Raw genomic sequence first — 14,586 nt, 5'->3', positions numbered from 1 at the left:
ATGCCGCGCGCCAGCGCCGGCGCGCTTGCCTACACTGCGCTCATTCTTCCTTTTTGGAGCATGTGGATGCGCTTTGACTTGAACATCAACGGACGGCGCCAGCGCGCCGAGGTCGACGGCGACACGCCGCTGCTGTGGGTGCTGCGCGACGCGCTGGGCATGACCGGCACCAAGTTCGGCTGTGGCGCGGCGCAGTGCGGCGCCTGCACCGTGCACGTCGACGGCGAGGCGGTGCGCAGCTGCGTGCTGCCGGTGCAGAGCGTCGCCAAGCGCGCCATCACCACCATCGAGGGACTGGCGCCGCAGCGCAGCCATGTGCTGCAGCAGGCCTGGATCGCGCAGCAGGTGCCGCAGTGCGGCTACTGCCAGTCCGGCATGTTGATGGCCGCCGCCGCGCTGCTGCGGCAGAATCCCCATCCCAGCGACGCCGAGATCGACGCCGCCATCACCAACATCTGCCGTTGCGGCACCTACCCGCGTGTGCGCGCGGCGATCCACGCCGCCGCCAAGGCTGGTGCGGCATGAGCGGCGCGGCGACGCGGCGCGGCTTCCTGCGCTCGACGCTGGCGGCCGGCGTGTGGACGCTGGGCCTGAACCTGACGGCCGGCGCCGCCGCGACGGTGCCGGCCGCCGGCGCGGGCGGCGCCATTGCTGGCGCTCGAACCGATGACAAGGCGGGCACCGTCGCCTTCGATTGCTGGCTCAGCTTCGCGGCGGACGGCATGCTGAGCGCCTACACCACCGTCACCAATCTGGGCCAGGGCACGCACACCGCCATCGTGCAACTGGTGATGGAAGAGTTGGAACTGGCCGCCGCGCAGATACGCGTCTGCCACGCCCCGGTGCGCAAGGAATTCCACCGCCGCTTCCCGGCCGGGATCACGACCTTCGCCAGCGCCGGCCTGCGCACGGCGCGCGACAGCGTGGGCCTGGCCTGTGCCGCCGCGCGCGACATGTTGCTGCGCGCCGCCGCGCAGCGTTGGCAGGTCGAGGCGGCCGTCTGCCATGCCGCCGACGGCCATATCGTGCACGGCGCCAGCGGCCGCCGGCTGCCCTACAGCGCCTTGTTGGCGGAGGCCGCCGCGCTGACTCCGCCGGAGAAGCCAAAACTAAAGGCGGCGCGCGACTGCAAGGTGTTGGGCCAGTCGATGGCGCGCGCCGACATCCCGGAACGGGTCGACGGCAGCGCCGTGTACGGCATCGACGTCAAGCAACCTGGCTTGCTGGTGGCGGCAGTGCTGCACGCGCCCGGCTTTGGCGGCGCGCTGTTGCGGGTCGACGCCGCGCCGGCGTTGAAGGTGCGCGGCGTGCGCCAGGTGGTGCGGCTGGCCAACGCGGTGGCCGTGGTGGCCGACGGCTATTGGCAGGCCGAGAAGGCGGCGCGCCTGCTCAAGCCGGTGTGGCGCGCCGGCCCGCACGGCAAGGCGGACAGCACCACCATGCGCGCCGAGTACCGTGCCGCCGTGATGGGCGAAGGTGGCCTGATGTATCCGAGGGCGACCGACCGTCCCGACAAGCAGGACCACGCCGCCACCGCCGCCGCGCTGCTGGGCGCCAGCCGGATCATCGAGACCGTCTACGAGCTGCCCTTCCTGGCGCACGCGGCGATGGAGCCGTTGAACGCCACCGTCAGCGTCGGCACGGGGCCGGACGGCGGCGCCGAGGTCTGGCTGTCGACGCAAAGCCAGACCGACACCCAGCGCGCCGTGGCCAAGGCGCTCGGCTTGGCGGTCGAGCAGGTGACGCTGCACACGCAGCAGGCCGGCGGCGGTTTCGGCCGCCGCCTGGAGCACGACTTCGCGGTCGAGGCGGCGCTGATCGCCAAGGCCGTCGGCAAGCCGGTGAAGACCATCTGGTCGCGCGAGCACGATATGCGCTCCGGCTACTACCGGCCCGCCACCACGGCGCGCGTGCGGCTGGCGCTGGACGACCAGCACCGGCCCACCGCGCTGCGCGGCGACATGGCCGGGCCGTCACTGCTGGCCTATTCCGGCGTGACCAACAGCCCGCCCATCGATGGCGTGTTCGACTGGAGTTATCTGATGGGTTGGATGGGGCGCAGCTACGCGATCCCGGCCTACGACACGCGCTGGAGCCGCATCGACCATGCTGTACCCTGCGGCTACTGGCGCTCGGTCGGCAATTCGCAGAACTGCTACTTCCTCGAACACACGCTGGACCAGGCGGCGCGCGCCGCCGGCGTCGATCCGGTGGCCTACCGGCGCGCCCTGTTGAGCGGGAAAACGCGGCTGCTGTCCTTCATCGACCAGCTTTGCGCACGCGCCGGTTGGAACACGCCGCTCGCGCCCGGCCACTTCCGTGGCTTCGCCCTCAACGAGACCGGGCCGACGCTGGGCGGCCACGTGGTGGAGGTCGCCGTCGGCGCACCCGGCAAGTTCCGCCTGGTGCGCATCACGGCGGCGATCGATCCGGGGCGCGTCGCCAATCCACAGATGGTCTCGGCGCAGATGATGGGCGGCACGCTGTTCGGCCTGTCCGCCGCGCTGTTTGGCGAGATCACGCTGAAGGACGGCGCCGTCGAGCAGGGCAACTACGACGGCTACCAAGTGGCGCGCATGGCGCAAACGCCGCCGCTGGAGGTGCTGGTGATCGGCAGCGGCGAGACCGGCTACGGCGTCGGCGAGGAGGGGCCGCCGTCGATCGTCGCGGCGCTGGCCAACGCGCTGCTGGCGGCCGGCGGCAAGCCGATCACGCGCATGCCGCTGACGCAGGCCGGTTGGGAATTGCTGGGTTAGCGTACGCTGAACTGCACCGGGATCGACAGGTCGAGCTGGGCGGGGCGTTCGTCGGGGATGCGCGGCAGCGGGGCGGCGCGTTGCAGCGTCTCCAGCGCGGCCTGGTCCAGCAGCGGATGGCCGGAGCTGTGTTCGATGGTGGCGGACAGCACCTGGCCGTCGCGGTTGACGCGGCAGCGCAGCGTCACCACGCCTTCCTCGCCGCGCGCGCGGGCGGCCGTTGGATAGCGGCGGAAGCGTTCCATCCGCGCCAGCACCTTGCCCTCCCAGCTGTTCGAGCCGCTGCGCACCTCCTGCTGCGCCGGCGGTAGCGCGGGCGAGGGCGGTGCCGCCGCCACCGACGCAGTGTCGACCGGTGGCGTGGCGCGCGGCGCGCTGCTGGCCGTCGCGCCGACCGGCGGTGCATCCGCCGTCGGTGGCAATGGGGTGGACTTGGGCTGCGGCGGGGCTGCTTGCGGTGTCGGCGGCGTCTCGCGAGGCTGCGGCGGCGTGGGCGTCGGCTTGCTCTCCGCGCTGACGCGATCGGCCTGGCGCTGCTCCAGAGGCTTGGGCGGCGCGGCGGCCGGCAGGTAGACCAGCATCATGGCGCGCTCGGCTTGCGGCTCGGCGGCGACCACGTGCTTGTCCTGCGCATGGCCGTATAGTATCCATGCCAGCAGCGCGCAATGTGCGGCGACGATGGCCGCCGCAGCGAACGGCTTTGGACCGCGCGTGAACGCGGGCGTGCCCGCGTTGGCGATGACAACAGCGGCGCTGTTGGCGCCAGAGGAGCTGGCGCTGGCGAGCAGGGTGGCGGCGGCAGCGTCGGTCCCGGCGGCCGTGTTGGTCTCGACGGCCGCGTCGACCTCAGTGGCGGCCTTGGCATTGACCGTGGCGCCGGCCAACGCGCTGTCCATGGCGCCGGCATCGGCGGGCGGACCCTCGGGACGGCGCAGCAGATAGACCACCACCGCCAACTCCATCACTGCGACCAGCACGATCACCGGCCAGGGCGGCCTGCCCAAACACATCACGACGAAGCCCAGCGCCATGCCGAGGCAGGCCATGCGCTTGCCGCGCTTCGACACGGCGCGGTGTTCGCGCCACTGGCGCAGCGGCGCGCCGAAGCGCGGATGCTGCAGCAGGCGCTGCTCCAGCCGTGGCGAGGCGCGGCTGAAGCAGGCCAGCGCGAGGATCAGGAAGATCGTCGTCGGCATCACCGGCAGCAGCGCGCCGATCACGCCCAGCGCCACCATCAACACGCCGAGCGCGGTGTAGCCCCAGCGCAGCAGGCGCGCGGCATGCGCCTCGCCGCCGGCTGGCTTGGCCGGCATGCTCGGCGTGTGTGGCGGCAGCCGCATCAGAGCGTGCGGCCGACGTGGCCGTGCATGCGCGTGAAGGCCGCCTCGGCGCCGGCTACCAGGCGCGACTCCTGCTCGGCGTCGAGTTCTACGCCGTCGAGTGCCGCCGTGAATTCGCGCCAGTGGCGCGCCGCGCCGTCCGGGTGGGCGGCCAGATGGCGCGCGCCGAAGTCGCCGTCCAGTCCCAGCTTGCCGGCCAGTTTGAACAGCACCGCGCCGCCCAGCTTCGAGCCTTCGGTGACGTAGAGCCAGCCGAGCGCGGTGGCCAGGTCGACGTCGGCGGCCAGCGGCGCCTCGGGACCGTCCAGCGGCAGCGCGGCGCCCAGGTCGCCCAGGTCGGCGGCGATGGCGGCGTAGCGGCGCCGCTCGTCCAACTGCGGCAGCAGCGCGGCCAGTCCGGCGTGGTCGTACAGCGGGTCCACATCGCGCAGAAAGCTGTATTGCGCCTGCAGGAAGCGGGCGTAGTTTTCTTTGCTGGAGAAGGGGGCGCTGGCCATGATGCCGTCGTCGAGTTGTTGGTGAGTCGCCATGGTACGCGCTTTCAGGCGCAGGCTGCGGGTAGGCGGAAGATCGTTGATGTTCATGGGGTTCCTTGTGTGCTTGCGAGGGTGTTTAGAATTTGACGCCGAGCGACAGGCGCATGGTGCGGCCCGGCCCCGGCATCAGGCTAAGGGTGAGCGGGTCGAGGTAGTAGCGGTCGCCCAGGTTGTCGACGCCCAGGTCCAGCGTGGCGTTGGGCGCCAGCTTGTAACTGGCGAACAGGTCGACCAGGGTGTAGGCGCGCGTCAGCACCTGGGTTGCGGTGCCGGCCGAGTTTTGCCATTGCGCCTCTTTGTCCTCGGTGGCCAGCGGCGAGCCGACGTGGCTCAGGCGCGTGCCGACGGTGAGCTTGTTCTCCAGCAGGCGGGCGCCCAGCGTCAGGTTCATGCTCAGCTTGGGCTGGATGTGGTTGCTGACGTAGGAGGTGGTGAAGCCGATCGGCGAGCAGTCCGGCGTGTCCTTCATGCGCGGCAGGAAGCTGCCCTTGGTGCGCAGGTAGGCGGCGGTGGCGGCGTCGCAGATCAAGGTCTTGCGGTTGTAGGTGGCGGACAGTTCGCCGAACAGCGCGCCACGGTCGTAGCTCGACTGCAGTTCGAAGCCGGCGACCTGGTAGCTGTCGGCGTTGGCCATCGAGAAGTTCTGCGCCCAGGCCGGCAGGCCGGCGATCTGCCGCCGCGTGATGTAGTCGCGGGTGACGTTGTCGAAGTAGGCCAGTTTGAGGCGCAGCTTGTCGCTGGCGCTCCAGACGCCGTCCTTGACCAGGTTCAGGCCGATCTCGCGGTTGTCGCTGCGCTCGGCCTTGAGCGGCGAGAAGTAGGTGGCCGAGAAGCCCAGCGTCGACTCGTACAGGCTGGGCATGCGCAGGCCGCGCGCGCCGCGCAGGTAGACGCTGACGCTGTCGGACAGCTTGGCGGTCAAGCCGAAGGAGGGCGCGAAGCCGTGGTCCCGGCGCTCCAGCGGCATGCTGTACTTGAAGGCGCCGGGGATGTCGTCGTGGAAGACGTAGTCGTTGGGCTGCGCGTAGTCGACCTTGGACGGGTCGATCGGCACCGGCTCCTGGCCGTAGTTCTCGACCATGCCGACGCCGGTCAGCAGCGGATTGGTGGCCGGCGTGAATTGGCCGGCGTCGTCCTGGCGCCATTTGACGCTGCCGATGTTGTCGCCGGCCTTGTCGTACAGCGTCACCCACTGCCAGCCGCGCGGGTCGTGCAGCTGCTCGGCCATGCGGTTGCGGTCGCGCGTGTTGTAGCGCTGGTAGCGGCCGCCGACGTCGACGCTCAACCAGTCGCGCGGCTTCCACTGCAGCGCGATGAAGGCGCTTTCCTCGTGGCGTTTGCCGTCGCGCTGGGTGCGGTTGTGGTTGATGTCGTCGGCGACGATTTGCACGTCCTTGCCGGGGCCGATGTTCTCGTTTTGCAGCGACAGGCCGTAGTTCAGCCGCAGCGGGCCGAAGCGGGTGTCGAGCAGGCTGGTGTTGCTGATGTCGGCGCCGAGGCGGCGCGCCGCCGTCTTGGCCAGGTACAGGCTTTCGACGCAGGCCTTGCATTCGTGGTCGCCGGGGTTCGGCTTGCCCTCCAGCGGATTGTGGAAGATGTCGCCGTTGCGGGCGGCGCTCTGCATGTCGGTCAGCCACAGGTTGGCCTTGAAGTCGAGCAGCGACTGGCCGGCCGGCTTCCAGCCGTAGCGCGCGGTCCAGGCGTCGGTGCGCACCTGGCTGGTGTTCCACTGCGGGATGAAGCCGGTGCTGTTGCGGTAGATCTGCGACGGCATCACTTCGCCGAAAGCGCTGTCGAAATAGCGGTAGCCCAGCTCCAGCGTGTGCGCGCGCGGCAGGCGCAGCACGCCCTTCAGCAGCACCGAGGTGGTGGTGTTGGAGGTGTTGAGCACCTCGTCGCCGGCCTTGAAGAACTGCGTCACGCCGTTGTCGTCGCCCCATTCGTCGAGCTGCTGGTAGCGGCCGTAGCCCTTGGTGCCGGCGAAGTAGTTGCCGATGCGGCGGCGGCTGTAGGCGGCCACCAGGTCGTAGTCGTCCTGCGTGGTGGCTACGGCGACGCTGGCGTAGCCGCTGTGCGCGTTGAGCAGGCCGTTGCGCTCGCGCCGTGGCGTGGCGGAGAAGTCGTCCGGCGCGCTGACGCTGTTGCTTTGCAGGCCGCCGCGCAGGCGCACGCCCGTGCGCGCGCCGGGCAGCAGGACGTCCTCTGGGCGCAGCGTCTGCATGCTGACCATGCCGCCGATGGCGCCGGCGCCTTGTGCCGACAGGTTCGGTCCCTTGTCGATGCGCACGCTGCTGATCAGGTCCGGGTCGATGTAGCTGCGGTCGGCGATGCCGGCGTAGCCGCGATACACGGTCGACGATTGCAGGCTGCCGTCGATCAGCACCGGCACGCGGCCTTGTCCCTGCAGGCCGCGCACGTTGATGTCGACGGCGCCGCTGTTGCGGCTGTCGCCGACCTGCACGCCGGCGACCGCCTTGAACATGTCGGCCGGCGAGGTGCCGCGAAAGCGTTCGATCTGCTCGCGGCCGATGTGGGCGGCCGACGAGGACTGCGTGTAGGGTAGGTCGGCCGGATCGGTGTCGTCGTCGCTGGACCAGGCGCCGGCGGCGCTCTGGCCCTGCACGTTCAGGGTGCCGATTTGCACCGCGCCTGCCGCCGCCTGGGGCGCCGCCGTCAGGATGATGCTGCCGTCGGCGCGCACTTCGGCGCGCAGGCCGCTGCCGGCCAGCAGTTGGCGCAGCGCCTCGGCGACGCTGAACGCGCCCTTTAACGGTGGACTGACGCGGCCCTGGGTAAGCCGGGCGTCGGCCAGCAGCACCATGCCGGCCTGGCGCGCCAGCTCGTTGAGGGCGCGGCCCAGCGGCTGGGCGGCGATGCTGAATTCGATGCTGGCCGGCGCCGCGTAGGTGGGCGCCGGCGCAGACAAGGCCAGGGCCAGTAGCAGGGGAAGGGGACTGCGGCGTATCAATGAGGGCATCGTTGTTCCTATGGTGATGTGGTGTGTCGCTCATAGTTAAAACGAATGAGACTCATTTACCCTGACGTGCGGAGAAAAATATTTACGGTTTTAAGTGTGGATTGGCGGGATGCCGGCAAAACCCAGCGGCGTAAATCTAGGGTCAGACCCCGAGGGGTCTGACCCTGGCTCTGCGCCGCTGGGGTGGGGCGCCGGCATCCCGCCGCCTTGGCAAGCGGGCCGCCAGTTCAGCGCGGCAGGATGCGTTTGACCCGGCCGTCGCCGACCACCCGCACCGGCAGCGCCAGCGGCAGGGCGGCGGCGAACTGGGCCGGATTGCCGACGTCGAAGCTGCCGCTCAGGCGCAACTGGGCCAAGGCGGCGTCGTCGACGCGCAGGCCGCTGTCGGCGTAGCGTTCGAATTCGGCCAGCGCCTCGGCCAGCGTGGCGTTGTCGAAGTTGACGCGGCGCTCGCGCCAGCTACCGACCGCCGCCGGCACCACGCTGGCCGGCACGGCCGGACCGTCCGCCGCCAGGGTCAGGCCGTCGCCGGCCAGCAGCGCGGGCGCGTCGGCGTTGCGCCCCGGCGCGGCCACCGCGACCTTGCCCTGTTGTACGGCGACGTTGACCAGGCCGTCGACGTTGCGCACGGAGAAGTGCGTGCCCAGCACCGTCACGCGGGCCGCGCCGGCCTCGACGTGGAAGGGGCGCTGCGGCTCCGGCTTGACGTGGAACATGGCCTGGCCGCGCAGCAGGCGCACCTCGCGGTGGTCGGCGTACAGGGCCACCTGCACTTCGGTCGCCGTGTCGAGTTCGATGCTGCTGCCGTCGGGCAGGCGCTGCTCTGCATACTGGCCGCGCGCGGTGGTGAAGGTTTGACTGTAGCCCGGCTGGTGCAGTTGCTGGTAGCCGAGCAGGCCGCAGGCCAGCAGCAGGCAGGCGGCCAGCGCGGCGCGCGGCGCGGCGTCGGCCAGACGGCCCAGCCAGCGCAGCGGGAGAAATTGCGCCAGCCAGCCCGATGGCGCGGCCGGCATTGCCGCCGGGGCCAGGCCGCTGCGGTCCAGCGCGGCGACGCGGGCGGCCGGCAGGCCGGCCAGCAATGTGTCGGCGCGGCACATCTGCTGCCAGGCGAGGGCGTGGGCGGCGTCGCTGTCGAGCCAGTGTTGCAGCGCCGCCTGCTCGGCCGCCGACAGGCCGGCGTCGCGGCGCAGCAGCCATTGCGCCGCCGCGCCGTCGATGGCGTCGGCGCGGCCAGGTTCAAGTTCCTGCCGGCTCATGCCGACAGCTCCCCGGCCAGCGCCTTCTTGCAGGCGACCATCGCCTTGATGATGTGCTTCTCCACCATGTTGACGGAGATGCCCATCTGCGCGGCGATCTCGACATGGCTGAGGCCGTCGAACTTGTACAGGGCGAAGGCCTGGCGGCAGCGTGGCGGCAGGTTTTCTATGATCGCAAGCAAGTGTTCCATGTGCTGCCGGTCGGCCAGTCGTTGTTCTGGTTCGTCGGCGCGCGGCGCGCGCGGCTCGTGCAGGGCGAGGTCCTCGTGGCGCCGGATCAGGCTCTGGCGCTGCTGGTCGATCACGATGTTGCGCGCCGTTACGTAGAGCAGGGCGCGCTCGTGGCTGCCGGGCTCGGCCGAGTCGCCGCCCCGGCCGGACGTCAGCACGCGGGCGTAGGCTTCCTGCACGACATCCTGCGCCTTGTCGCGGCAGCCGGTGGCGCGCGCCATCAAGCGCAGCAGTTCCTGGTAGTAACGTTCGAGCACCGCGTCGCATCCCTCAAAAGGAGGCATGATAGCAATTGATGCGAATAATAACAAGAATCATTCGCATTTACGTGCTATGGCCAGCACTGGCGGGCCGTGCCCCAGTGCTGAACCCGGATTACATGTCGATGTTGGTGTAGTAGAAGTCGTGGTCGATCTGGTGAATGCGGCGCAGTCCCATCCGCTCCAGAATAGCGAAGGTCACCGGCTGCTGCGGCTCGTACACTTCGACCTGCATCAGTATCCGGTTTTCCTTCACGGTACGTTCCATGCCCAGCAAAACGTGCTGCTCATGCCCTTCGACGTCAATCTTCACGATCAGGTTCCTGTCTTTCAAGCCGAGGAAGGAATCGAGGGTTACTCCGTCAACTTCCATGGTGGCGTACTCGAAACCCTGATGCACCATGCCAACGCCGCCGCGGTTGCCGTCGGGATGGCTGGTGCTATCCCAGGCGTACATCAGATGATCGCTCTCCGATACGGCCTTGTTAAACGCCTTGATTTGACGCGCCGCGCCGTTGAGGAAGACATTCGATTGCAGCTGCGCAAAGTTATGCCGGTCCGCCTCGAAAGCGAAAATCTCGCTAGCCAGCCCCGCTTTTGCAAACAGCAGGGAATACATGCCCCAATAAGCGCCGATATCGAGAAATGCCGTTTTCTCCTTGCCGCGGAAGCGCTCGGCAAGTTGCAGGAAGTACGCCACCTGCTCGGGCTCCCAGCTTCCCTGGTTAATCACACAGCGATCTACCAGCGACGAAGGATCCAGCAACAACCGGCAACCTAGGCGGTCGTAGATGCTCACCCCGGTCGGCTCGCTGGACACAGTGCCTGCCGGCGCGGTTGCCGACAGGCGCGCCACGGCGGTACTGATTTCCTTGGCCGAATTCGCCAAGGATAGCAGGCTGGCATAGGCGTTCTTCATTTGACGAAAAGGGGTGATGTTATGCAGGGTACTCATGTTATCTCCGGTTCTGAAAGTGCAATATTGGAAAAATTTTAACACGATTCAACGTTCATGAAGAACTCAGTGTTGCTCAAAGGAAAAATCAGCTGCCTGTTACCGTCAGGCGGTTGAGCCGCCTTCCACTGTCGCTCCGCATAGGGCGAATCGAATATGGCGGCGAACGTAAATGGGGCGTAGTGGATGGACGCGCACGGCGGCTACATGAAAAATATTGGATCTAGAACGCAAAAAGTCCATCTCGAAAGATGGGCTAAGTGCTTGCATTCCATGGAAGGGGGCTGAGGGGGCTTGAATCCACGACAACAGGAATCAACGAATGGCAATTTATTACAACGCAAAATGCATGGCTGTCTCCAGGCTGAATGCGCGCGCCTCGCTGAACGGCAAACTATCGGTACGCACGCGTAGACGGAGCGGGCCGTGCTCATATCCCAGCCCCATCATCTTGAAACGCGTGTCGTAGCTGGCGCTGACCGTTCCCCACCGGCTGGCGTAGCTGCCGACGACTTCCGGGATGGTGGTGCCGGCGATGCGCTGCGCGCCAATCCGCGCAGCCCATTGCCCGACCTGGTAAGTCAGGTTCAGCGCGGTGCTGGCGCCGATGCTGCTGGTGCGCTCGATCAGGCTGCTCTGCCCGACGATCTTCGGCTTGTAGTTGATGTAGCCGTCGCTGTCGACCGTGCGCACGTCGGAGGCGATGCGTTTCACCAGCGACGGCAAATTGGTCCAACGCATGCGGCTCCACAAGTCGTTGACCGCCAGATTGGCGGTGAGCTGGCTGCTCAGCGGCCATTGCAGGGCGGCCGAGATACTCGCGCCGGACGATTTTTGCGTCGCCTCCGGCATGAACGGATAGGTGTAGCCCGTATTCGAATTCGCATACGTTCCGTCGATCCGGTAGGCGGTATCGGGTTTGTAGCTCACCGTGCCGGACGCGCCGCTGTCGCGATTGCGGGCGTGCCCGTACACGGAGGCCGACACCATCAGCAGGGGATTGCCGGCGCCTTGGTCGGGCAGGGCGAAGGTGCGGCCCACGCGCGCGCCGGCCGCCGCCCACTGTTTCGACTGGGCGTCCGCGGCGAAATCGCGTGCCTTGTCGGGCGTCTTGTGGCTCTGGTAGACATGGTACATGTCCACCGTATCGCGGTTCGCCTCCAGCGACAGTTCCAGCCGGTATTCCGCGCCGATGCGCCAGCCGTTTTTCTCCACGCCGAATTCCACGCGGTCCCGCTGCAGGAAGACGTTGCGGCCGTTGTGCGGGGCGTAGTTGGCGCCCCAGTCGCGGCCCAGTTCGCGGATCGGCACGGCATCGTAGACTGCCCAGACTTGCGCCTTGGCGTAGGGTTGCCAGGCGCTGCTTGGCGCATGCAGTGCGATGTCGCTGTCGGCGACGGACGTTTGCGCGGCGGCCCCGCTTGCAGCAAGCAGGGCGCCCAGTAAGGAAATCAAACGCATGATGGTCAGTTCAATGTCTCGAAGCTGCCATCGATGTAGTTGATCATCCTGTTGCTGGTATTGATCAGCGCTGTTTTGCTGTTGTTCTTGTAGGCGTCGAGGTACTTGGCGCCGTCGACCAGCGTGACCGTGACGCCCGTTGCGCTGGCGATATGGACCGTTCTTGGCAGCGCGTTGTTGCCATCGAAGGAGATCGCGTTCGCGCCGTCGTTGTAGGTGGCGTTGAACTCGGCGGTCTTGTAGCCGGTGGTGCGGGCGGCAAACGTGATGGCCAGCGTTGGACGGCTGACAATTTTCAGGCTGCCCTTGAACGATGCGCTGGCCAGGACGAAATTGGTCGCCGACAGCGGCGCGGTGCTATCGTAGTTTTTGTAGTTCGATGCTTCGGCCGTGATGACGCCGTTGAAGTTCTCTGAACGGCTGTTGGTGAAGCTGCCGGTGAACTGCGCGTAGTTCGGCAGGTAGCGGTTGCCGTGTTTGTCGGTATCGAATTTGCTCAGGGACAGGGTGCCGCTGACGGTGCTGCTGGCCGTCGCGACTTCGATGCCCAGCTTGCCTTCGGTGACGCGATACGTGCCGCCGTTGTTAGACGCCCGGACGAAGGATGTATTGGCGATCTTGACGCTGCCTAGCGTCGCGCCATTCTTGACCGCGCCGACGGTGCCGGAGAACGCGTAGTTGTTGATGCCTCCCGCTTCGGCCGTGGTGGTGGTACTGACCTTCCACGTTTCGTAGTCGGTGAGCGCAACGCCGCTGGCGTCGGTGCGCGCGGGCATGGTGCCTTCAATCAGCGCGGAGGTGACGGCGTTGCCGTTCATCGCATAGCTGATGGTGCCGCTCGCCGCGCTGCCTACGGCCGTGTAGCCGCTCAAGGTCCGGATGTTGTAAGGGACGCCCCATTGACCCTTTTGGTATTCCTGCGTCAAGCGCCGTGTCTGGGCGGCGTAGATGAAATTGCTGCTGGCCGCAGGCGCCAGCGTGATGCTTCTGCCGATCATGGCGCGGGTATATCCATTGCTTGTGCTGCGTTCCGATCCTTCGACGATTCTACCGTTCAGCGTGCAGGAGACGCTCTTCGGCGTCACCGACGACAGGTCGCTATTCGTCATGGCGATGGTCGCCGCCGCATCTTTGTAAAGCGTGCACGAACTGAACGACAACTCTGTCGAGCCGTCGTTGACGGTAATGGCCGTGGATTTTTTCTGGATAAAGTCGTTGTAGAGCTTGATGCCGTGACCGGAGACGATGATCCAGTCGGCCAGGTCCTGATCCAGCGGCGATACGGCGCTGTCGAAATCGGCTTTCATCGCGTCCAGGCTGTTGCGCAGGCCGCCGCCGTCCTTGTTTGCGTCCGACCATGCTTGCAGGTTGGTGCGCAAACTGGCGAACAGGGCTTTCGTGTCGGCCACCGGATTGGCCGGTGTCGGCGTAGGCGTAGGCGTCGGCGTTGGCGTAGGAGTCGGCGTTGGAACCGGCGTCGGCGTAGGTGTTGGAACCGGCGTTGGCGTAGGCGTTGGAACTGGCGTCGGCGTCGGCGTTGGCGTCGGCACAGGCGTCGGAGTCGGAGTTGGTGTAGGCGTCGGAGTCGGCGTTGGAGTAGGTGTCGGCGTCGGTGTCGGAACAGGCGTCGGGGTATTGATAGCCACGTCGGAGAACAGCTTTTGGCCATCCAGCGTCTTCAGCGTTGTTTTGTTGACGGTAGCATCGTTGGCCACTGCCGTCAGCGCGGTGAGCAGGGCTGCTTTCGCGCCGCCGCCAATGCTGACGGTCCCGTTTTTCATCGTCACGGTGCCGGTCGTCGCGGTGACTGCGCATTTGACTTTTTCACCGGGCGTACCGGCGCATCCCATACCGCTGGCGTGAGCAATCTGCGAGATCGCTGCCAATGCCACGGACTGCAATTTTTCCGACGCATCGGTCGTATTGGCCGCCGCATCGCTATTGGAATTGAGCGGCTTGGTGGTCAGCGGATTGAAACCGAGAACCTTGGTGACTTCGGTCTGCGCCGACGCCACGTTTGCCGCGGTCAGGCTGCTTGCCGTGCCGGCGCTCATCGCCGCCGTCACCAGCATGTCGGTGAACGGCGTCACGTGGCCGGTCGCGTTGTTGTTGCTGCCGCTGTCGAGCTGGACCAGGCTGCGCATCGTCATCGTGGCGGGCATGGCAATCGTGCCGCTGTACTCGTCTTCCATGGTGGTGGCCGCGTCGGCGCTCACTTCCACGGTGAACAAGCCGGTGCGGGTGCCCAGGTTGACCGAATAACTGCCGTCGGTTTTGGACGTGCGTCCGGTGGCGACCGGCGCCGCGGAGCGGTTGCCGGCGGCGTCGTAGGCATAAACATTGACGATGCCGTCCTTGATGAGGCCCTTGGCGGCCACGCCGCTAATGGTGCGGGACGGTGTGGCGACAGGACCCACGTCAGGAGTAGAGGGATTGCCACCCCCGCCGCCACCGCAGGCGGTCAAAGCGGAAGTCAGGGCGCAAACGAGGGTAAGTTTTGTCAAATTCATTGCAATAGTTAAATAATAGTTTTCTCACTGTCAATTGTAACATATGCAATTATTGTCGAAAATAAATTGAGCAATTATTAGACTTGCTTAATTAATAATCTATGCGGGCAGCCGATTTGCTAGGGGGGGGCAGAATCGGCAACGCCTGCGCGCTTGCGCAGCAGGTTGGCGGGGCTGGAGGAATCGTCAAGCGGCGCGCGGATCAGTCGCTACGAAGGCGGCCTGCATGAGCCGCCAGTGCGCTTCGCTGAGGCATTGGTAAGGGGTATTGGGAGTGTCAGCGGCGTTCTTCTCCGGGCGGAGG

10 protein-coding genes are annotated in these 14,586 nt (G+C 66.9%); 2 read left to right on the top strand and 8 right to left on the bottom strand.

Features of this window, described 5'->3' with window-relative positions; translation table 11 throughout:
* Positions 1 to 66: 66 nt before the first annotated feature.
* Positions 67 to 525: a (2Fe-2S)-binding protein gene (locus H7U20_RS17080; RefSeq protein ID WP_199760333.1), complete on the top strand. Its 459-nt coding sequence runs from the start codon at positions 67 to 69 to the stop codon at positions 523 to 525.
* Positions 522 to 2,756, top strand: coding sequence for a xanthine dehydrogenase family protein molybdopterin-binding subunit (locus tag H7U20_RS17075; RefSeq protein WP_199760332.1), 2,235 nt, complete (start codon positions 522 to 524; stop codon positions 2,754 to 2,756). Before H7U20_RS17080 ends, H7U20_RS17075 begins: the two co-directional genes overlap by 4 nt.
* On the opposite strand, the gene H7U20_RS30940 is transcribed toward H7U20_RS17075, so the two are convergent.
* The 8 genes from H7U20_RS30940 to H7U20_RS17035 all read right to left on the bottom strand — a co-directional run bounded on the left by H7U20_RS30940 (position 2,753) and on the right by H7U20_RS17035 (position 14,276).
* Entirely contained in the window at positions 2,753 to 4,096 is a 1,344-nt protein-coding gene (locus H7U20_RS30940; protein ID WP_199760331.1) for a TonB family protein, read from the bottom strand. The genes H7U20_RS17075 and H7U20_RS30940 overlap by 4 nt on opposite strands.
* The gene (locus H7U20_RS17065) at positions 4,096 to 4,680 is read right to left on the bottom strand and encodes a biliverdin-producing heme oxygenase (RefSeq protein WP_199760330.1); all 585 of its coding nucleotides are present in this window, start codon (positions 4,678 to 4,680) and stop codon (positions 4,096 to 4,098) included. Before H7U20_RS17065 ends, H7U20_RS30940 begins: the two co-directional genes overlap by 1 nt.
* Before the next feature lie 28 nt (positions 4,681 to 4,708).
* Positions 4,709 to 7,609, bottom strand: a complete 2,901-nt coding sequence (locus H7U20_RS17060; RefSeq protein ID WP_199760329.1) for a TonB-dependent receptor — start codon at positions 7,607 to 7,609, stop codon at positions 4,709 to 4,711.
* A 227-nt stretch (positions 7,610 to 7,836) separates the two neighbouring features.
* Complete coding sequence (locus H7U20_RS17055; RefSeq protein ID WP_199760328.1) at positions 7,837 to 8,865, bottom strand: FecR family protein; 1,029 nt, start codon at positions 8,863 to 8,865, stop codon at positions 7,837 to 7,839.
* Complete coding sequence (locus tag H7U20_RS17050) at positions 8,862 to 9,380, bottom strand: sigma-70 family RNA polymerase sigma factor (RefSeq protein WP_233410821.1); 519 nt, start codon at positions 9,378 to 9,380, stop codon at positions 8,862 to 8,864. Before H7U20_RS17050 ends, H7U20_RS17055 begins: the two co-directional genes overlap by 4 nt.
* A gap of 91 nt (positions 9,381 to 9,471) precedes the next feature.
* A complete protein-coding gene (locus H7U20_RS17045) occupies positions 9,472 to 10,311 on the bottom strand; it encodes an FkbM family methyltransferase (protein ID WP_199760327.1) in 840 nt (279 codons plus the stop codon).
* Positions 10,312 to 10,644: 333 nt separating this feature from the next.
* A complete protein-coding gene (locus H7U20_RS17040; protein ID WP_199760326.1) occupies positions 10,645 to 11,772 on the bottom strand; it encodes a hypothetical protein in 1,128 nt (375 codons plus the stop codon).
* Between the two features lie 5 nt (positions 11,773 to 11,777).
* Entirely contained in the window at positions 11,778 to 14,276 is a 2,499-nt protein-coding gene (locus H7U20_RS17035) for a hypothetical protein (RefSeq protein WP_199760325.1), read from the bottom strand.
* Positions 14,277 to 14,586 lie beyond the last annotated feature (310 nt).

The organism is Rugamonas violacea (assembly GCF_016461825.1).
In the GTDB taxonomy this organism is placed as follows: Bacteria; Pseudomonadota; Gammaproteobacteria; order Burkholderiales; family Burkholderiaceae_D; genus Rugamonas.
Note: the sequence above shows the minus strand (reverse complement) of the source record. Positions and strands in the feature narration are given on the sequence as shown.

What these genes read in the sequence shown, in the direction of transcription:
- H7U20_RS17080 (WP_199760333.1), top strand. Translation starts at nt 67, where the DNA reads ATGCGCTTTGACTTGAACATCAACGGACGGCGCCAGCGCGCCGAGGTC.
- H7U20_RS17075 (WP_199760332.1), top strand. Translation starts at nt 522, where the DNA reads ATGAGCGGCGCGGCGACGCGGCGCGGCTTCCTGCGCTCGACGCTGGCG.
- H7U20_RS30940 (WP_199760331.1), bottom strand. Translation starts at nt 4,096, where the DNA reads ATGCGGCTGCCGCCACACACGCCGAGCATGCCGGCCAAGCCAGCCGGC.
- H7U20_RS17065 (WP_199760330.1), bottom strand. Translation starts at nt 4,680, where the DNA reads ATGAACATCAACGATCTTCCGCCTACCCGCAGCCTGCGCCTGAAAGCG.
- H7U20_RS17060 (WP_199760329.1), bottom strand. Translation starts at nt 7,609, where the DNA reads ATGCCCTCATTGATACGCCGCAGTCCCCTTCCCCTGCTACTGGCCCTG.
- H7U20_RS17055 (WP_199760328.1), bottom strand. Translation starts at nt 8,865, where the DNA reads ATGAGCCGGCAGGAACTTGAACCTGGCCGCGCCGACGCCATCGACGGC.
- H7U20_RS17050 (WP_233410821.1), bottom strand. Translation starts at nt 9,380, where the DNA reads ATGCCTCCTTTTGAGGGATGCGACGCGGTGCTCGAACGTTACTACCAG.
- H7U20_RS17045 (WP_199760327.1), bottom strand. Translation starts at nt 10,311, where the DNA reads ATGAGTACCCTGCATAACATCACCCCTTTTCGTCAAATGAAGAACGCC.
- H7U20_RS17040 (WP_199760326.1), bottom strand. Translation starts at nt 11,772, where the DNA reads ATGCGTTTGATTTCCTTACTGGGCGCCCTGCTTGCTGCAAGCGGGGCC.